20 protein-coding genes are annotated in these 18,497 nt (G+C 68.3%); 13 read left to right on the forward strand and 7 right to left on the reverse strand.

Features of this window, described 5'->3' with window-relative positions:
• The 5 genes from mreD to WH5701_RS12870 all read left to right on the forward strand — a co-directional run bounded on the left by mreD (position 1) and on the right by WH5701_RS12870 (position 4,669).
• On the forward strand, positions 1 to 513 hold the full coding sequence (gene mreD / locus WH5701_RS12850; protein WP_006172898.1) for a rod shape-determining protein MreD: 513 nt from the start codon (positions 1 to 3) through the stop codon (positions 511 to 513).
• 4 nt (positions 514 to 517) lie between these two features.
• Positions 518 to 1,843: a sugar ABC transporter substrate-binding protein gene (locus tag WH5701_RS12855; RefSeq protein ID WP_050751590.1), complete on the forward strand. Its 1,326-nt coding sequence runs from the start codon at positions 518 to 520 to the stop codon at positions 1,841 to 1,843.
• A 129-nt stretch (positions 1,844 to 1,972) separates the two neighbouring features.
• A complete protein-coding gene (gene rpaB, locus WH5701_RS12860) occupies positions 1,973 to 2,779 on the forward strand; it encodes a response regulator transcription factor RpaB (protein ID WP_006172902.1) in 807 nt (268 codons plus the stop codon).
• Positions 2,780 to 2,837: 58 nt separating this feature from the next.
• Entirely contained in the window at positions 2,838 to 4,358 is a 1,521-nt protein-coding gene (lysS, locus tag WH5701_RS12865) for a lysine--tRNA ligase (RefSeq protein WP_006172904.1), read from the forward strand.
• 47 nt (positions 4,359 to 4,405) lie between these two features.
• A complete protein-coding gene (locus WH5701_RS12870; protein ID WP_006172906.1) occupies positions 4,406 to 4,669 on the forward strand; it encodes a hypothetical protein in 264 nt (87 codons plus the stop codon).
• Between the two features lie 40 nt (positions 4,670 to 4,709).
• On the opposite strand, the gene WH5701_RS12875 is transcribed toward WH5701_RS12870, so the two are convergent.
• The 5 genes from WH5701_RS12875 to egtB all read right to left on the reverse strand — a co-directional run bounded on the left by WH5701_RS12875 (position 4,710) and on the right by egtB (position 8,604).
• Positions 4,710 to 5,510: a YdcF family protein gene (locus WH5701_RS12875; protein ID WP_006172907.1), complete on the reverse strand. Its 801-nt coding sequence runs from the start codon at positions 5,508 to 5,510 to the stop codon at positions 4,710 to 4,712.
• 16 nt (positions 5,511 to 5,526) lie between these two features.
• A complete protein-coding gene (locus tag WH5701_RS12880) occupies positions 5,527 to 6,063 on the reverse strand; it encodes a hercynine metabolism protein (protein ID WP_006172909.1) in 537 nt (178 codons plus the stop codon).
• A 25-nt stretch (positions 6,064 to 6,088) separates the two neighbouring features.
• Positions 6,089 to 6,313, reverse strand: coding sequence for a hercynine metabolism small protein (locus WH5701_RS12885; RefSeq protein WP_006172911.1), 225 nt, complete (start codon positions 6,311 to 6,313; stop codon positions 6,089 to 6,091).
• Between the two features lie 21 nt (positions 6,314 to 6,334).
• The gene (egtD, locus tag WH5701_RS12890) at positions 6,335 to 7,309 is read right to left on the reverse strand and encodes an L-histidine N(alpha)-methyltransferase (protein ID WP_006172912.1); all 975 of its coding nucleotides are present in this window, start codon (positions 7,307 to 7,309) and stop codon (positions 6,335 to 6,337) included.
• A gap of 71 nt (positions 7,310 to 7,380) precedes the next feature.
• The gene (gene egtB, locus WH5701_RS12895) at positions 7,381 to 8,604 is read right to left on the reverse strand and encodes an ergothioneine biosynthesis protein EgtB (RefSeq protein WP_006172914.1); all 1,224 of its coding nucleotides are present in this window, start codon (positions 8,602 to 8,604) and stop codon (positions 7,381 to 7,383) included.
• A gap of 101 nt (positions 8,605 to 8,705) precedes the next feature.
• Here egtB and WH5701_RS12900 point away from each other — a divergent pair, with 101 nt between their 5' ends.
• The 8 genes from WH5701_RS12900 (at position 8,706) to WH5701_RS12935 (ending at position 16,874) form a co-directional block, all read left to right on the forward strand.
• A complete protein-coding gene (locus WH5701_RS12900) occupies positions 8,706 to 9,731 on the forward strand; it encodes a cysteine synthase A (RefSeq protein WP_006172915.1) in 1,026 nt (341 codons plus the stop codon).
• Positions 9,731 to 11,740: a phosphotransferase gene (locus WH5701_RS12905; RefSeq protein WP_006172916.1), complete on the forward strand. Its 2,010-nt coding sequence runs from the start codon at positions 9,731 to 9,733 to the stop codon at positions 11,738 to 11,740. Before WH5701_RS12900 ends, WH5701_RS12905 begins: the two co-directional genes overlap by 1 nt.
• 102 nt (positions 11,741 to 11,842) lie before the next feature.
• Entirely contained in the window at positions 11,843 to 12,511 is a 669-nt protein-coding gene (gene queC, locus WH5701_RS12910) for a 7-cyano-7-deazaguanine synthase QueC (RefSeq protein ID WP_037981464.1), read from the forward strand.
• Positions 12,508 to 13,842: an anthranilate synthase component I family protein gene (locus tag WH5701_RS12915; RefSeq protein WP_006172918.1), complete on the forward strand. Its 1,335-nt coding sequence runs from the start codon at positions 12,508 to 12,510 to the stop codon at positions 13,840 to 13,842. Before queC ends, WH5701_RS12915 begins: the two co-directional genes overlap by 4 nt.
• 62 nt (positions 13,843 to 13,904) lie before the next feature.
• Positions 13,905 to 14,657: an aminotransferase class IV gene (locus WH5701_RS12920; protein WP_006172920.1), complete on the forward strand. Its 753-nt coding sequence runs from the start codon at positions 13,905 to 13,907 to the stop codon at positions 14,655 to 14,657.
• A 50-nt stretch (positions 14,658 to 14,707) separates the two neighbouring features.
• A complete protein-coding gene (locus WH5701_RS12925) occupies positions 14,708 to 15,205 on the forward strand; it encodes a hypothetical protein (protein WP_006172922.1) in 498 nt (165 codons plus the stop codon).
• Positions 15,206 to 15,304: 99 nt separating this feature from the next.
• Positions 15,305 to 16,510, forward strand: a complete 1,206-nt coding sequence (gene fmdA, locus WH5701_RS12930) for a formamidase (protein WP_037981469.1) — start codon at positions 15,305 to 15,307, stop codon at positions 16,508 to 16,510.
• A gap of 88 nt (positions 16,511 to 16,598) precedes the next feature.
• Positions 16,599 to 16,874, forward strand: a complete 276-nt coding sequence (locus WH5701_RS12935; RefSeq protein ID WP_006172924.1) for an FmdB family zinc ribbon protein — start codon at positions 16,599 to 16,601, stop codon at positions 16,872 to 16,874.
• Positions 16,875 to 16,950: 76 nt separating this feature from the next.
• Here WH5701_RS12935 and urtE read toward each other — a convergent pair whose 3' ends face one another.
• The gene (gene urtE / locus WH5701_RS12940; protein WP_006172925.1) at positions 16,951 to 17,676 is read right to left on the reverse strand and encodes an urea ABC transporter ATP-binding subunit UrtE; all 726 of its coding nucleotides are present in this window, start codon (positions 17,674 to 17,676) and stop codon (positions 16,951 to 16,953) included.
• A gap of 29 nt (positions 17,677 to 17,705) precedes the next feature.
• Positions 17,706 to 18,452, reverse strand: a complete 747-nt coding sequence (gene urtD, locus WH5701_RS12945; RefSeq protein WP_037981100.1) for an urea ABC transporter ATP-binding protein UrtD — start codon at positions 18,450 to 18,452, stop codon at positions 17,706 to 17,708.
• Positions 18,453 to 18,497 lie beyond the last annotated feature (45 nt).

Here is an 18,497-nt window from a genome sequence, read left to right on the forward strand (position 1 = left end):
ATGGCCAGCCTGCACCGCCGCCCCCTCTTCGTGGTCAGCGCCTTGGTGGTGCCGCTGCTCACCCTGGCGGCGCCTGGCGTGCTGCGGATCGGCGGGGTTCCCCCCAGCTGGGCGGTGCTCTGGCTGCTGCCCTGGTCGCTGGCGGATGGGCCCCTCTCCGGTGCCCTGGCGGGGCTGGCCCTAGGCCTCCTGCTCGACACCCTCCATCTCGGCGGTGCCACCCAGATGCCTGCCCTGGCCCTGCTGGGCTGGTGGTGGGGGCGGCTGCCGCGGCGGGGCCCGCCGATCGAACGCAGCTTCAGCCTCGGCCTGCTGGCCATGCTCGGCAGCGCGCTGCTGGGGCTGAGTGTGCTGCTGCAGCGCCAGGCGGGCAGCGGCTGGGCGGCACTGCTCACAGCGGCAAGCCTGCACACCCTGCTGGCGCAGGTGTTGGTCACGGCCCTGCTGGCACCGATGATCTGTTCGTTGCTGCTGTTGCTCTGGCGACGGCACAGTGCCAGCGCGCGGGGGTGATGGGATGACGAAACCGGTGCTGGATCGGCCCTTCAATCCCGGGCGCCGCTGGAGCCGGCGTGAGCTGATGGGCAGCGCCCTGCTCGCGTTGCTGGCCGGCTGCGGGGTCCGTCGCCCCAGCGGACCGGAGCTGCAGTTCTGGACCCTTGATCTGGCCCCCAAGTTCAATGACTACCTGCGTGGGGTGATCGCCGCCTGGGAACGGGAGAATCCTGGCCTGAAGGTGCGCTGGACCGATGTGCCCTGGGGGTCGGTGGAGCGCAAGCTGCTGGCGGCGGTGTTCGCCCGCACGGCGCCGGATGTGGTGAACCTGAACCCGCTGTTTGCGGCCAACCTCGCCAGCAAGGGAGGGCTGATGGATCTGGATCCGCTCCTGCCCCCGGATGCCGCTGCCACCTACCTGCCCCTGATCTGGCAGGCCAGCCGCCAGGACGGCGGGCAGTTCGCGATTCCCTGGTACCTCACGGCGCGGATCTCCCTGAGCAACAGCGACCTGCTCACCCGGGCGGGTTACAGCCAGCCGCCCAGCCGCTGGGAGGAGGTGCCGGCCTTCGCCGAGGCGGTCAGGCGTCGCACCGGCAAATACGCCCTGTTCGTCACGGTGGTGCCCGACGATTCCGCCGAGCTGCTGGAGTCGATGGTGCAGATGGGGGTGACCCTGCAGGATCAGCGCCAGCGCGCCGCTTTCAACTCCCCGGCGGGTCGCCGGGCCTTCGCCTTCTGGAGCGACCTCTACCGGCGGGGCCTGCTGCCGCGGGAGGTGGTGAGCCAGGGCTACCGCCGGGCCGTGGAGCTCTACCAGAGTGGTGAACTGGCCCTGCTCTCCAGCGGCGCCGAGTTCCTGCGCAGCATTCAGACCAATGCCCCGGGCATTGCCGCCGTCACCCGGCCGGGGCCGCCGCTGACGGGCCCCGACGGGCTGGCGAACGTGGCGGTGATGAACCTGGCCGTCTCGCGCCAGAGCACCAAAGCGAAGCAGGCGCTCAGTTTTGCCCTCTACCTCACCAATGCCGCCAACCAGGCCCGCTTTGCCGAGGAAGCCCGGGTGCTGCCTTCGGCGCGGCAGGCCCTGAAGAGCATCGAGCAGGGATTGCGCCAGCAGACGCCCGCCGATGCCCAGGAGCGGCTGGTGCGGCAGGCGCGACTGCAGTCGGTGGAGACCCTCGGCCGGGCGCGGGTGCTGGTGCCCGCCACCCCCGGGGTGAAGAGGTTGCAGGCGATTCTTTACCGCCAGCTGCAGCGGGCGATGCTTGGCCAGATCGAGAGTGATCAGGCGCTGGCGGAAGCGGAGCGCGACTGGAACGTGTATGCCGAAGCCCGCTGGCCCTGACTGGGCGCCCCTCCAGACTTCATGAATAAATCATTAAGTCTTGGCTGAGTCCCCGCGCAGAGGCTGAGCGTTGGTCGCTCTGTAACAGCCCCACAAGGTAGGGTTGCTTTTCTTCATGACTGGACTCCGATGCCCCTGGAAGCGGATCCCCAGCAGCTGCAGGGTGTGTCTTCCCCGGAGTCTTCGTCAGAACCCTGCGCCACCGTGCTGGTGGTCGACGACGAAGCCACCGTGCGCCGTGTGCTGGTGATGCGCCTGCAGCTGGCCGGCTACCGGGTGGTCTGCGCCGAGGACGGTGAGCAGGCCCTTTCCCTCTTCCACGACGAGCAGCCCGACCTGGTGGTGCTCGATGTGATGCTGCCCAAGCTGGATGGCTTCGCTGTCTGCCGCAGGCTGCGGGCTGAATCCTGCGTGCCGATCATCTTTCTCTCGGCACTTGATGCCATTGCCGAGCGGGTGGCCGGCCTGGATCTCGGCGCCGACGACTACCTGCCCAAGCCGTTCAGCCCCAAGGAGCTCGAGGCCCGCATCGCCACCATCCTGCGGCGGGTGGGCAGGGGCTCCGCGGCAGCCGAATCCCGCGATGTGCCTGCTGGGCAGGGGGTGTTGCGGGTGGGGGATCTGGTCGTCGACACCAACCGCCGCCAGGTCACCCGCGAGGGTGAGCGCATCGGCCTCACCTACACCGAATTCAGCCTGCTGGAGCTGCTCTTCCGTGATCCCGGCCGGGTTGTGCCCCGGGCCGAGATCCTCGAGCAGCTCTGGGGCTATCCCCCTCGCCGTGCCGCCGACCTGCGCGTGGTCGATGTCTATGTGGCCCGCCTGCGCGGCAAGCTCGAGCCCGATCCGCGCAACCCCGAGCTGATCCTCACGGTGCGAGGCACCGGCTATGCCTCCCAGCGGATGGCCGAGGCGGCCGTCGCGGCCACGGCCTGAGACCCATCCTGAAGCCCTCGGTCCTTCAGGATGGGTCTCCTGTCTGAGATCTGTCCCCTTGCCGGAGACGCGCTTCAACCGCCTGGAGCAGGCCCGACTGGACAAGGCTGAGGTCCTCAGGGGCCTGGGCCAGGGACCCTATGGCCTGCGCTTCGACCCCAGCCACCGTCACGCTGAGCTGCAGCGTCTGCATGCCGATCTGGCCAACGGTCAGGAGCGGGATGAGCGGGTTTCGGTGGCCGGGCGGGTGATGACCCGCCGGGTGATGGGCAAGCTGGCCTTCTTCACCCTGCTCGATGAGACCGGCCCGATCCAGCTGTTCATCGAGAAGGCCACCCTGGCGGCGGCCCTGCCGGATCAGCCCGAGGCCTTCACCCAGCTCACCACCCTGGTGGACGCCGGCGACTGGATCGGTGTGAGCGGAAGTCTGCGCCGTACCGACCGGGGCGAGCTCTCGGTGAAGGTGACCGGCTGGCAGATGCTGACCAAGGCCCTGCAGCCACTCCCCGACAAGTGGCACGGCCTGGCGGACGTGGAGAAGCGTTACCGCCAGCGCTACCTCGATCTGGTGGTCTCGCCCCAGACCCGCGAGACCTTCCGGCGCCGGGCCCTGCTGGTGAGCGGCATCCGCCGCTGGCTGGATGAGCGCCAGTTCCTGGAGATCGAAACGCCGGTCCTCAACGCCGAGGCCGGTGGTGCCGACGCCCGGCCCTTCACCACCCACCACAACACCCTCGATCTGCCCCTGGTGCTGCGGATCGCCACCGAACTGCACCTCAAGCGCCTGGTGGTGGGCGGTTTCGAGCGGGTCTACGAACTGGGCCGCATCTTCCGCAACGAAGGGGTGAGCACGCGCCACAATCCTGAGTTCACCACGGTCGAGATCTATCAGGCCTACGCCGATTACACCGACATGATGGTGCTCACCGAGGAGCTGATCGCCTCGGTCTGCCAGCAGGTGTGCGGCACCACGGCCATCGAGTATCAGGGCACCGCCATCGACCTGACCCCCCCCTGGCGGCGGGCCACCATGCATGAGCTGGTGGAGCAGGCCACGGGCCTGGATTTCAACGGCTTCAGCAGCCGCGAGCAGGCCGCCGCCGCCATGGCCGCCGCGGGCCTGGAGGTGCCTGAGGCGGCCGACAGCGTGGGTCGACTGCTCAACGAAGCTTTCGAGCAACGGGTGGAGGACTCGCTGATTCAGCCCACCTTCGTGACCGACTACCCGGTGGAGAACTCCCCCCTCGCCCGCGCTCACCGCAGCAAGCCCGGGCTGGTGGAGCGCTTCGAGCTGTTCATCGTTGGCCGTGAAACCGCCAACGCCTTCAGTGAGTTGATTGATCCGATCGACCAGCGCCGGCGGCTGGAAGCCCAGCAGGAGCGCCGTGCGGCGGGCGATCTGGAGGCCCATGGGGTCGACGAAGACTTCCTCCATGCCCTCGAAGTGGGCATGCCCCCCACCGGCGGACTGGGCATCGGCATCGATCGGCTGGCGATGCTGCTCACCGACAGCCCGAGCATCCGCGACGTGATCGCTTTCCCCCTGCTACGGCCGGAAGCGGTGCCGCCGGTGGGCTGAACCGGCGCAATGAGATAATTAACCGTACTCGGACTATCCCCCAGCCCATGAGCGGTGAGCGCGTCGGTTTCCGCTTCAAACACGCGGATGCGGTGGTCAAGCGCAATCCTCAGGGTCGCTCCCGCCGGGGCTGGGTGATGGAGCCTGTTGAGCAGACCACCAGCCGTGGCACCAAGATGCCCGCTTACCGCATCCGCTGGCGCGACAGTGAGCGGCCCGAGATCGTCCTGCAGCACATGCTGATCGCCGATCCCGATCCCACTCCTCCTCCAGAAGGGGTGAGCCTGGAGCCCCCCGCTCCGAAGAAGTAAGCCCGCTCCAACGACCGGCCGCCCCCTTCAGCTCAGCTGTTCAGCTCCAGCCCCTGAGGCGGTACACGAGCAGGCCGAGATGTTCCTTGATGGCGAGGCTGCTCAGCAGCAGTGAGCCGGCGTCGGGCCAGAGCGACAGCAGCACCGATCCGGCGGTGGGCCTGCCGAGCTGATCACGGGCCGGCAGCAGGTAGTCGCAGGCCACCGGCACCACCTGGAGCCCGCTCTGGCGGCGGAAGCTGGCCAGGGCCCTGGGCATGTGCAGGGCGCTGGTCACCAGCAGCACCGTGCTCCAGCCGCGGGATTGGCCGATCCGCCGCAGATCCCTCGCCTCCTCGGCGGTGGTCCTGGCCTGATCACTGACCAGAAGGCGATCCGCGGGGACACCCAGCTCCAGCGCCAGGCTGCGGGCGCTGATGGCTTCAGCTGGGGCGGGATCCCCGCCGCTGAAGCTCACCCGGCCTCCGCTCAGCAGCAGCAGGGGCGCCCGCTGGTCCCGCAGCAGCCGGATCCCGCTCAGCAGCCGGTCGCCAGCCTCGTTCACCTCCACTCCGGCCCTGGGGGGCAACGCCGCCCGCAGGCCTCCGCCCAGCACCACGATGGCGTCGCCCCGGGGTACGGGCGCGGGCGTCAGGCGGGCACTGCGGGCCTCCAGCCCCCAGACCAGTTCCCTGGCGGTGAGCGGCATGGCGCTGATCCAGAGCATGGCCAGGCCAAGGCCCCCCAGGGGGCCGCTCCAGCGGCGCCGCGGCCCCACCAGCAGGCCGGCCAGAGCCAGCAGCAGGCCCAGGCTCAGCGGATAGAGCAGTTGCGGCAGCAATTTCGAGAGCAGAAAGCCCATGGGAGGGAGCTCCTGCTCAGGGGCCGGCGGGCCGGGAGCGGCGCCGCAGCTCCTCCAGCTCCTGGCGCGACTCGAAATCGGCCCAGGCGCGCTCCAGGTCGGGACCGGTCGCTGGGTCGCCCACTGGTTCTCTGGCGGGCTGGCCGGAGGGCTTGGGGCGGGCCTGCTGTCGCTGCTCCAGCTCCTGCAACTCCTGCTCCACCCGGGCGAATTCCTTGCCCAGCTCCCCCAGCAGCTGCCAGCGGTCGCGCCCCTGGCCCATCAGCTGACCCTGATGGGCCTCGGCCCGTCCAGCCAGCTCCTGGGCACCGGCGGCCCTCGCCCGCCGCACCCGCTCCTGCCACTGGGTGATCTCGCCGGCGATCTGCAGCAAGGCCTGGCGCAGCTGCTCGGCCTGGGCCTGGATCTGCAGGCGCCGCCGGCGCAGGCGACGTTGGCGCTCCAGCAGCTCCTCCAGCTCCAGCAGCTCCTGCTGGCCTGGATGGCTGCCGAGGAAGGCCTCCAGCTGCTGCTCCAGCTGCGACTCCAACTGCTCGAACCAGCTGCTGCTCATGGGCGTGTCACGGTCAAAGGAGGGTTCACTCCGGGGCACGGGTGATCAGGGGGGCTTCGATCTCTTCCTCCAGGGGCGTGATCGCCGCTTCGCGGGAGCGCAGCAGCAGCTGGGTGAGGCGGGCGATGGCCCCTTCGCCGAGATCCCGTTCACCGATGCGGTCGAAAGCCTCGCGGTAGAGCTGCTCCAGTTGCTCAATCAGGCCTTCGCGGGTCTCGCGCATCGCCCGACGCTGGTCGTCCCTGCTCATCGCCGGTCTTCTCGCTTCTGATCAGATGCTGAGTCTGCCTGGTTCGGCACCTGCTGCCGCTGGTTGCAGCAGGTGCAGGCTGAAGCTGCCGTCGTCGGCGCCCCAGCGCTCCAGGGCGCGCCAACCCGCCGCCGCCGCCAGGGCGGTGAAGGCCTCCGGGCTGTACTTGTGGCTGTACTCGGTGATCAGGGCTTCGCCGGCGGCGAACCGCCAGGGTGTTCCATCGAGGCTCACCTGCTGGTCCCGCTCGCTCACCAGGGCCATGGCGATGCGGGAGTCCTGTGCCTGCCAGTGGGCCTCATAACGGAAGCTGCCGGGATCGAAGCTGCCTGCGAGCTCTCGGTTGAGCCGCACCAGCAGGTTGCGGGCGAAGGCGGCGGAGTGGCCGGCCCGGTCGTTGTAGGCCGCTTCCAGCGCCGCCGCCGAGCGCGGCTGGTCGATGCCGATCAGCAGCCGCCCATCGCTCCCCAGCAGGCGGGAGAACTGGCCCAGCAGGGTCACGGCTTCGTCGGGATCGAAGTTGCCCAGGGAGCTGCCGGGGTAGAAGCCGAGCCGCCGCTGCCCCGCCAGCAGGGGCTGCTCCGGCAGCTGCTGGAGCTGGCTGTAGTCGCAGCAGATGCCCAGCACCGGGATGCTGGGGTGGCGTTGCTGCAGGTTGCGGCACGCCTCCTGAAGATGCTCGGCGCTGATGTCAAGGGCCACGTAGGCCGGCGGGGCCAGGGCCTCCAGCAGCGGCGAGACCTTGCGGGCGCTGCCGGCGCCGAACTCCACCAGCACACCCTCGCCCATGGCCGCGGCCATGGCGGGGGCATGGCGGCTGAGCAGGGCGGTTTCAGTGCGGGTGAGGCCGTATTCCGGTTGTTCGCAGATGGCGTCGAACAGGCGGGAGCCCTCGTTGTCGTAGAGAAACCAGGCCGGGAGCTGCTTGGGTGTGCGGCTCAGCCCCTCGATCACCAGCCGGGCCATGTCGGCCGGGGCTGGATGCAGATCGAGCATGGTGATGGCAGGGTCCGGCGACCGCGGTGCCGCTGGTGTCGCCAGCCGGGGCCTGAGGCCGGGCTGGCTGCTCATCGCCGCTCCTGGGCCAGGCGCAGGCCGCTGGCCATCCAGCGGCTGGCGGGCGGGAAGAAGTTGCGGTAGCTGAGGCGGCTGTGACCGGGCGGGGTGAAGTCGCTGCCGCCGCGCAGCACCATCTGGGAACTCATGAATTTGCCGTTGTATTCACCCACTGCGCCGGCGGCTGGCGTGAAGCCCGGATAGGGACGGTAGGCGCTGGCGGTCCACTGCCACACCTGACCCTCCAGCTCCCGCAAAGCGGGGTGGCCGCCCCGGGCGGCGGATTCCCACTCGGCTTCCGTGGGCAGGCGGGCTCCGGCCCAGCGGGCGTAGGCGTCGGCCTCGAACCAGCTCAGATGCCGCACCGGCGCCTCCGGACGCAGGGGCCGCCTCCCTTCCAGGCTGAACTCCCAGCTCCAGCCGTCGTGTTCAGAGCCGCGCCAGTAGCGGGGTGCCCGCCAGCCGCGCTCCTGCACCAGGGCCCAGCCTTCGCTCATCCACAGCTCCGGCCGGCGGTACCCCCCTGCGGCAATGAAGGCCGCGAATTCGCCATTGCGCACCAGCCGGCTGGCGATCGCATGGGGCTCCAGCCAGTGACGGTGGCGTGGCGCCTCGTTGTCGAAGTGGAAGCCGCCCTCGGGGCCCGCGCCGATCTCCACCAGGCCGCCCGGATGCTCGATCCACTCCAGCGGCTCCGCCGCTTCACCGGGGAGCCCGGCCGGCTGGCGGTAGGCGGGCTCCAGGGGGTTACGGCTGAAGCCGTCGAGCAGATCCATCAGCAGCAGCTCCTGGTGCTGCTGTTCGTGCTGCAGCCCCAGCTCCAGCAGCTCCAGCACAGGCGCCGCCGTGGCCTGGGGTTGCCGGACCAGCCGCTCCAGCAGATCCTCCAGCCCGGCATCCACCCGCCGCCGCCAGGCCATCACCTCCCGCATCGGTGGACGGGAGAGCAGGCCCCGCTGGGGGCGGGGGTGGCGCTCGCCGATCGCGTCGTAATAGGAATTGAACAGAAAGCCCCAGCGGCTGTCGGCGGGCTCATAGCCGGGCAAGTGGGGTTGGAGCAGGAAGGTCTCGAAGAACCAGGTGGTGTGGCCGAGATGCCACTTGGGCGGGCTGGCGTCGGCCATGCCCTGCAGGCAGAGGTCTTCAGGCTCCAGATCGGCCACCAGCTCTTCGCTGCGGCGGCGGATCGTCCCCAGCCGCTCCAGCAGGGCCGCGCTTGGAGCCGCGGAAGCCATGGCATGGGAAACAAGCTGGGGAGGAGCCTAGTGGGGATCGGCGGTCGCGGCTGACCCCCTTACGATCGGCCACAGACCACCGTTGCGACAAAGCCGCCGCCATGGGCATCCGCCAGGGACCCTGCACCCAGGCAGGCATCAGCCAGGGTTTTGTTGAAGCCGTCGGCAACACCCCCCTGATTCGTCTGCGCCTGCTCAGCGACCTGACCGGTTGCGAGATCCTCGGCAAGGCGGAGTTCATGAACCCCGGGGGCTCCGTCAAAGACCGCGCTGCCCTCGGCATCCTGCTGGAAGCGGAGGAGTCGGGCGCTCTGCAACCGGGCGGCACCGTGGTCGAAGGCACGGCCGGCAACACCGGCATCGGCCTCACCCACCTCTGCAATGCCCGCGGCTACCGCAGCTTGATCGTCATCCCCGACACCCAGTCGGCTGAGAAGATCGGGCTGCTGCGCAGCCTTGGCGCGGAGGTGCGCACCGTCCCGGCGGTGCCCTACCGCGACCCCAACAACTACGTGAAGCTCTCGGGCCGCATCGCCGCCGAAATCCCGGGTGCCATCTGGGCCAATCAGTTCGACAACCTGGCCAACCGCCGCGCCCATTACGCCAGCACCGGCCCTGAGATCTGGGAGCAGACCGGCGGCCGCATCGACGCCTGGGTGTCGGCCACCGGCACCGGCGGCACCTATGCCGGCGTGGCCCTGTTCCTGAAGGAGCGCTCCGAGCGGGTGCGCTGCGTGCTGGCCGATCCCCACGGCAGCGCCCTCCATGCCTGGGCCACCGGCGCCGGGCTGAAGGCCGAGGGCAGCTCGATCACCGAGGGCATCGGCAACAGCCGCGTCACCGCCAACCTCGAGGGGGCACCGATCGACGATGCGGTGCGCATCGACGACCAGAGCGCCCTCGAGACCATCTACCAGTTGCTCTGGCGGGAAGGGCTGTTCATGGGCGGCTCGGTGGGCATCAACGTGGCGGCGGCGGTGGAAACGGCCCGCCGGCTCGGGCCCGGCCACACGATCGTCACCGTGCTCTGCGACAGCGGTGATCGCTACCGCTCCCGCCTCTACGATGCCGACTGGCTCGCCTCCCGCGGACTGAGCCAGCCCCGCCGAGAGCGGGTTCCGGCCTGATGGATCCCGCTCAAACCGCCGAGCCAGGTCTGCTGATCGCGGATCGCTACCGCCTGGAGGCGGAGCTCAGCCGCAGCCCCCAGGGGGTGCTCTGGCGCGCCAGCGATCAGCTGGCCGGCGGGGCGCTGATGGCCCTGCGTCAGCTGGGTCCCGAGCAGGACCAGGAGCATTGGCGGCAGCTCTGGAGCCGCCTGCAGGGGGTGCTCCATCCCCAGATCCCCCGCATCGGTGAAGCCATTCCTCGGGGGGATGAGCTCTGGTTGGTGCGCGAGTGGCAGGGGGGACCCACCTACAGGGAGCTGCTGGAGGCGCGGCGCGAGCGTCAGCTGGTCTTCGGGGCAGGGGAGGTGCTGCTGCTGGTGCGACAGCTGCTGCCGGTGCTGGCGGCCCTCCATGGCCAGGACCTGGTCCATGGCGACCTCAGTCCGGCCAATCTGCTGCGCCGCGACCGCGATGGCCTGCCGGTGCTGCTCGATTTCGGCCTGGTGCGCGATGGTTCCATCGAGGCTCCCGCCGGCGGGGCCACGCCCGGCTATGCGCCGGCGGAGCTGGGCCGCGGCGAACCCGTGCAGCCCTGGATGGACCTTCACGCCCTGGGGGTCGTGGCGCTGGTGCTGCTCACCGGGGATGAGCCGGCGGCCCTGCTCGATCCAACAACCCTCGCCTGGAGCTGGCCGGCTGCCGACCAGCTCGATCCGGCCCTGCGGGAGCCGCTGGAGCGGTTGCTGAGCTCCGATCCCGATCAGCGCTTTGCCACGGCGTCCCAGGCGCTGGAGGCCTTTCAGGAGCTGCCGATGCCCGAGAGCCTCGGCCCCGTGGCCCGGGCCGACCGCACCGTTGCCCTGGTGCCACCGTCTGTGCCGCCGCCAGTTGAGCCTCCCCGCGCTCCGGCTCCCACGCCGCCTGTCGCTGTTCTGCGCAGCCGCCAGCAGGTCAAGGACGAGGCCGTGGAAGGCCGGCTCTGGCCGGTGGTGATGGCCCTGGTGTTCTCGGCCGTGGTCGGCATCAGCCTGGGCTGGTGGTTGCTCGGCCGCGGCAAGGCTCCCAGCGAGGAGGTCAGGGAAACCCCCCAGCGCCCACTCACTGCCAGCTTGCCGCCTGGGGAAGTGGATCAGCGCCAGGAGTTGCTCAACCGCCTGAGGGCCCTGCAGGTCGACCGTGGCTGGTTTCTCAACCTGGTGGACGCCAACCTGATGGCCCAGTTCCCCGAGCGGGGAGGGCGACTGCCCAGTGATGCGCTGGAGGATTCCCCCCTGCGCAAGGTCTGGAATGAACTGGCGGAGGAGTGGTTGGCCCGGGTGGAGCAGCTGCCGATCGCCGTGCGCCGCAAGCTCGGCAGTTTCAGCGCCTCCGACTGGGAGGGCCAGCAGCGGCGTCTTGCCGCCCAGGGCCTGAGCGCACCGGTGCTGCGCCAGCTGGTCTCCGGCAATGCCCAGGCTCTGCTGCCGGGCCGATCCAGCATGGACATTCCACCCGAGCCCTTCCGCCAGCTCTGGTATGCCGCCGCCCAGCAGACCCTGGAGAGCCTGCGGGTCGAGCCGATTCTGGCCACCCCCGGTCAGGCCCGGGTGCAGTCGGCGGAACTGGAGGCCAACGGCGCCCGGGTGTTCCCGATTCGCATCCCCAGGGGCCACCAGCTGGTGCTGGGGGTCAATGGCTCCCCGCTGATGCAGATGAGCATCTTCGACGCCCAGGGGAATCTGCTCGAGCCCAAAGGTCCCCTGCGGGTGGTGAGCCTGGGGGTGGTGCCCGGTAATCAGGCCCAGCTGTTGATCAGCAACGAAGGTGTGGCCCCTGCCTTCATCACCCTGTCGCTGCGGGCCGACCCTCCCCCGCCTGTGCCGAGCCCGCCGGAGCCTGCTGAGCGCCCGGAGCCTGAGAGCCAGCCGGAGGAGACACCCTCCCGCCAGCAGCCGTCAGCTCCTGTCACCCCTGAGCCCGACCAGCGCCGCCCTCCCCAGCCGCAGGCGCCTTCTCCCCCGGAGAGCGTCTCGCCCCAGGCTCGCTGAGCAGAGCTTCACAATGGATGTCCAAGCCCCTGCGCAGCGTTGATCGGCGCCATCCCTTTGCCCTCCGCCCCGGCAGCCCTGGATCCAGGTTCTCCGGCACCGCTGGCCGTGGCCCTGCTCTCCGGCGGCCTTGATTCGGCCACGGCCGCGGCTCTGGCGATCGAGGCGGGCTACCGGGTGATCGGTCTGTCCTTCGATTACGGCCAGCGTCACCGCCAGGAGCTGGAGGCTGCCGCCCTGCTGGCGTCCGTGCTCGGCCTGATCGAGCACCACACCATCGCCCTGAACCTGGCCGCCTGGGGCGGCTCGGCCCTCACCGATCCGGACATCGCCCTGCCCGGCGCAGGCGTGGTTGAGGGGGTGATCCCTCCCACCTATGTGCCTGGCCGGAACACGGTCTTCATCGCCCTGGGGCTCAGCCTGGCCGAGGCCCGGGGGGCCTCCCGGCTGGTGCTGGGGGTGAATGCGGTGGATTATTCGGGCTACCCCGATTGCCGTCCCGACTACCTCGCCGCGTTTCAGAGCCTGGCGGACCTGGCCAGCAAGGCCGGCCGGGAGGGCCAGGGGGCCCAGCTCTGGGCACCGCTGCTGAGCTGGAGCAAGACCCGGATCGTTGAGGAGGCCCTGCGGCTGCGGCTGCCGATCGAGCGCACCTGGAGCTGTTATGCCGGCGGGACCGTCCCCTGCGGCCGCTGCGACAGCTGCCGCATCCGCGATGCCGCCCTGCGGGACGCCGGGCATCCCGAACTGGCCAGCCGCGGACCTGGATGAGCCGGGAGCGTCTGATCCGCCCCCTGCCGTGGCGGGAACCCTGGCCCCTGGTGAACCGGCTGGCCCAGCAGCGCGGCCTCGAGGGTCTGGTCTGGCTGGACGGGGATGGAACGGCCCTGGGACGCACGTCGACCCTGGCCCTGGCGCCCCTTGAGCAGCTGGAGTGCCGGGGGCTGCCGGCTGAGGCCGGGGCCAGCGATCCCTTCGCGGCCCTGCGGCGTGTCCTGGGAGCGGGTGGGGCCTGGCTGGGCTGGCTGGGCTATGAGGCAGGAGCCTGGGTGGAGCCAGGCTCCCACTGGCGCTCTCCGGACACAGCCACCCTCTGGGCCGCTCGCTACGACCCGCTGCTGCGCTTCGATCTTCATGAGCGGTGTCTCTGGCTGGAGGGAGACGACCGGGGGCGGCTGCTGGACATGGCAGTCTTGATCGAGTCATGCCCTGAAGATCCGGGTCCGGGGGAGGCTGGAGCGCTGCCTTCTCCGGGGCTGCCGCCCGGACACTGGCACTGGCACACCACCCCGGAGGCCTTCGCAGATCAGGTAACGGCCCTGCGGGAGTGGATCGCTGCCGGGGATCTGTTCCAGGCCAATCTCACCGCCTGCCGCGAACTGCTGCTGCCACAGCCGGTCTCACCCCTGGAGCTCTACGGCCGACTGAGGCGCCATTGCCCGGCACCCTTCGGGGGGGTGGCGATCGCTTCGCTCGGCCAGGACGGCGAGGCGGTGCTCTCCGCTTCTCCGGAGCGCTTTCTGCGTCTGCAGGGCGATGGCCGTGTGGAGACCCGTCCGATCAAGGGCACCCGGCCCCGTCACCCGGCCGCCGAGGCCGATGCCGCCGCCGCCGCCGACCTGATCACCAGCGCCAAGGACCGGGCCGAGAACGTGATGATCGTGGATCTGCTGCGCAACGACCTCGGCCGGGTCTGCCGCAGCGGCTCGATCGGGGTGCCGCAGCTGCTGGGGCTGGAGAGTTACCGCCAGGTGCACCATCTCACCTCCGTGGTGGAGGGATCGCTGCGCCCGGAGGCCGATCTGGTGGACCTGCTGCGGGCCTGCTGGCCGGGCGGGTCGATCACCGGGGCCCCGAAGGTGCGCGCCTGCCAGCGCCTGGGCGCCCTGGAGCCCGTGCCCCGGGGGCCCTACTGCGGCTCCCTCTTCCTGCTCGAGGCCGATGGCCGCTTCGACAGCAACATCCTCATCCGCAGCCTGATGCTCAGGGGGCGGCGCCTGCGCGCCCATGCCGGCTGCGGCATCGTGGCCGATTCCAGCCCCGCCGCCGAGGCTGAGGAACTGGCCTGGAAACTGGATCCCCTGCTGGAGGCCCTGGCCTGAGCGCGATCGCCTGGATCGATGGACCGGACGGGGGCCGCTGGGGCGCCCCTGACCGCCTGGCGGTGCCGCTCTCGGATCGGGGCCTGAGCTTGGCCGATGGGCTGTTCGAAACGGTGCTGGTGGAGGGGGGGCGACCCCGGTTGCTGGCGCAGCACCTTCAGCGCTGGCGGCGCGGGGCGGATGTGCTGGGGCTTGAACCCCCACCGCAGCTGGAGCGGGTGGCGGTACTGGCCCGCGAGGCGATCGAGCGCAGCGGGATCGGCTGCGGGGCCCTGCGCCTCAACTGGAGCCGGGGCGATGGCGCGCGTGGCCTCGAACCCTCGCCCGGACCTGCTCGCTTCTGGTTGCAGCTCAGTGCCGCTTGGCCTGATTTCAGCTCGGTTTCCGTGATGGTGAGCCGGCTCGAGCGACGCAATGCCGCCAGCCAGCTCAGCTCCTGCAAGACCTTTGCCTATGGAGCTTCGGTGCTGGCCCGATTGGAGGCCCAGCGGGCGGGGCAGCAGGAGGCGCTGCTGGAGAGCACGGCCGGGGGGCTCTGCTGCGGCACCAGCGCCAACCTGCTCGTGCGCCATTCCCGGGGCTGGTGGACTCCGCCCCTGGCCAGTGGCTGCCTGCCCGGGGTGATGCGGGCGAGGGCCCTGGCCCTGGGGCTGGCCCAGGAGGCTCCGGCGCCGATCGAAGCCCCTCAGTTGCGTCATGGTGCGCTGCTGATCAACAGCCTCGGCTGCCGGCCGATTCGGGCCCTGGCGGGGGAGGTGCTGCCTACCTGGCCGGAGCCGGAGCGGTTCTGGCGTGGGTTGCTCGCTGACGACTGAGCCAGTGGCCATCGCCGCTGGCAGTTGTCATAGCGTCTGGTCATCAGCGGGTGAGCAGCGTGAGGGTCGAGGCGGCAGCGGTGATCCCTGGGTTGGCGTTGCTGCTGGCGGGGCTTTCGGCCTGCGGCGGGCCCAAGGAGGTGGCCGTTCAGAACGCCAGGCTGGGGGATGTGCTGGTGGTGGCGGAGGGGACCCGGGTGGAGCTGGCCCAGACCTTCAAGCCCGGGGTGTCCAACGGCCTCTACAAGGGCGCCGTCCTTCTGCATGGGCCTGGCCAGCCGGCGGGCGGACGCCTGCATGCGCTCAACGTCGTCTGCAGCATCAAGGACACACCCGGCTGGCCCGCCTACGACAACGTCTACGGCTACCCCATCTCGGACGTTGCCGAGGCCGCTCAGCTGAGCGGCAAGAGTCGCTGGCAGATTCTGTATCACTTTGATGGGCGGATCGAGGCCAGTGGCGGCCTTGAACCTCAGGCCTGGACGGCTCGCCTCAGGGACAACCTCTGCCGTCGGGGTGATTTCGATGACAGCACGGCACGCCAGTGACCGGACCGCTGAGCGCGGGGTCCAGTAGCCGATGACACTGTTCCTCTTGGAGGGCTCGCGTTGGATGTGGGCGAAAACTGCAACGAGCCCCTCCTTTCGATGCCGAAAACGCTGTTCAAGGTTGATCTCACCAAGACGATGGACCAGCAGGAGATGCCGGGCCATAACCGCTGGCATCCCGACATCCCGGCAGTGGTTTCAGTCAATCCGGGTGATGTGTTCAGGATCGAATGCAAGGACTGGACCGATGGCCAGATCAAGGACAACGATGATCCCCAGGACATCGCCGATGTCAATCTTGAGGTTGTCCATGTCCTGAGTGGGCCGATCTGGGTGAATGGTGCCCAGCCTGGCGACATCCTGGTGGTGGATATTCTTGATGTCGGCGCCCTGCAGGGAGATGAATGGGGCTTCACGGGAATCTTCGCCAAGGAAAACGGTGGCGGCTTCCTGACGGATCACTACCCCAAGGCGGCCAAGGCCATCTGGGATTTCGAAGGGATCTACACCAGCTCCAGGCATATCCCCGGTGTGCGCTTCGCTGGCATCACCCACCCCGGCCTGATCGGCTGCGCCCCCTCCCATGAGCTGCTGAGGGAGTGGAACCGACGTGAAACCGAGCTGGTGAACACCGCCCCCGACCGCCGCACCTATGGCGCCGGGCTCTCGGGCAGTGAGCCGGTGCTGGCGGCCCTGCCCAATCCCAACAGCGCCATCCTCGGAACCCTTCCCAGCTCGGAGTTCGAGCGGGTGGCCAATGAGGCGGCCCGCACGGTGCCTCCCCGGGAGCATGGTGGTAACTGCGACATCAAGAATCTCACCAAAGGAACAAAGATCTACTTCCCCGTCTACGTGGAAGGGGCCAAACTCTCGATGGGAGACATCCACTTCTCCCAGGGGGATGGCGAAATCTCCTTCTGTGGCGCGATCGAGATGTCCGGCTACCTCGATCTGCATGTGGAGATCATCAAGGGTGGCATGGAGAAGTATGGGATGGTCAATCCCATGTTCAAGACCAGCCCCGTCGAGCCTCATTTCACTGATTACCTCGTGTTTGAAGGAATCTCCGTGGATGAGTTCGAAGGCAAGCAGTACTACATGGACGTGCACATCGCCTACCGGCGGGCCTGCCTCAATGCCATCGAGTACCTCAAGAAGTTCGGCTACACCGGTGAGCAGGCCTACCTGCTGCTGAGTTGTGCGCCGGTTGAGGGACGAATCAGCGGCATCGTCGACATTCCCAATGCCTGTTGTACCCTGGCCATCCCAACCTCGATCTTCGACCAGGATATTCTGCCCTGCTGATCAGTAAGGGTGAATCTGGGGGGCCTGAGCATCAGGCCCCCTTTGTATTGTGCCGATGTTTTTGCCAAGATCCCTGTCTTCTCCCACCATGCCTGTCTACGAATACAGCTGCGCCAACGGCTGCGAAAACTATGAAGTCTGGCGCAGCATCGATGAGCGCCAGAGCAACACGAACTGTCCTGCCTGTGATGCGGAAGGAAAGCGTGTGTTCACGCCGGTGATGTCCCTCACCGGCCCTTTACGGCTGAAGCAGGAACAATCGGAACCACGACTGGTGCGCAAAGAAGTTGCTCAGCCGGAGACGGCGAAGCCCCGGCTGAAGCAGAGCAGCACCCGTCCCTGGATGCTCAATCGAGGCTGCTGACAACCGCGGAAGTGGGAGCTCAGGCCTGGGCGTCGACTCCTGCTGGGAGCCAACGCCCAGGCGCATTCGATCTCGATCAGACCGTCAGGAACTCCTTGATCACCTCGTCGGAGAGCTGATCCGTCTTGCCACTGGCCACAATGCCACCACGCTGCATGGCGTAATAGAAATCGGACTGGCGCACGAAGTGAAGATGCTGCTCCACCAGCAGCACGCTGATGCCGGTCTCCTTCATGATCCGCTGAACGGCGTGCTCGATGTCGAGGATGATCGAAGGCTGAATCCCTTCGGTCGGTTCATCCAGCAGCAGCAGTTTCGGCTTGCCCAGCAGAGCTCGGGCGATGGCCAGCTGCTGCTGCTGACCGCCACTGAGGTCGCCACCCTTGCGCTTGAGGAACTTCTCGAGAATCGGAAACAGATCGAAGATCAGAGGATCGATGTGGCGGTTCTTCTCGAGCCCTCCGGGAAGGGCCTCCATGCCCAGCAGGAGATTCTCCTTGACCGAAACCTGGGGAATGATGTCCCTGCCCTGGGAGACATAGCCGATGCCTGCACGAGCTCTCCGGTAGGGAGGCTGGCTGGACAGTTGACCGCTGCCGTATTCGATGGTGCCCGAACGCTGCTGCAGCAGTCCGATGATGGTCTTGAGAAACGTGGTCTTGCCGACGCCGTTGCGACCGATCAGGCAGACCATTTTCCCTTCATGGATGCTCAGGTCCACGTTGCGGAGAATATGGCTTTCTCCGTAATACACATTCAGACCGTTGACCTGGAGCAGGGGTTTTTCGCTGGTGGTAGACATGGGGGCGGTGGTTGAAGGTCGGAAAACGGTTACTGTTCGGGCGGCCCCAGGTAGACCTCGATAACCCTTGGATCGGCTTTGACCTGGTCCAGCGGACCCTCAGTGAGCACCTGCCCCTGATGCAGAACGGTGACGTCGAAATCGAGATCCCGGATGAATTCCATGTCGTGCTCGATCACCACCACGGTGTGGTCGCCGGCCAGGGACTTGATCAGTTCGGCCGTTCGCAGGGTTTCCTCATCGGTCAGACCGGCAACCGGTTCATCCAGGAGCAGAACTTCCGGGGCCTGGGCCACCAGGCAAGCGATGGCCAGCCACTGCTTCTGGCCATGGGAGAGGGAGCCAGCCTTCACGGTGGCGAAGGGTGCCAGGCCCACATAGTTCATGATGCGATGAACCTCGTCCTTGGCCGCCTGGGGAAGGCCCGACCCCAGCAGGCTGAAGGCGTTTTTCAACGGGGAGGCGGCTAGCTCGAGATTGCGAAGCACGCTGAGGTTCTCGAAGACCCTCGGGGTCTGGAACTTGCGGCCGATCCCCTGACGAGAGATCTTCTGCTCCGAAACACCGAGAAGCGATTGTCCCTTGAAGGTCACCGAGCCCTTGGTGGGTCGAACCTTGCCGGTGATCACATCCAGAAATGTTGTCTTGCCGGCACCGTTGGGCCCGATGATCGACTTCAACTCACCCTTATATAACTTCAGGCTGAGATCGGTGAGGGCATAGAAGCCATCGAAACTCACGCTGACGTCATTGAGCTCAAGTAGAGGTTCTGACATGGACATCGGAAAGGAGCGTATTCGAGAAAGCAGTCACGAAGAAAA

This window comes from Synechococcus sp. WH 5701, from assembly GCF_000153045.1.
GTDB lineage: Bacteria > Cyanobacteriota > Cyanobacteriia > PCC-6307 > Cyanobiaceae > Regnicoccus_A > Regnicoccus_A antarcticus.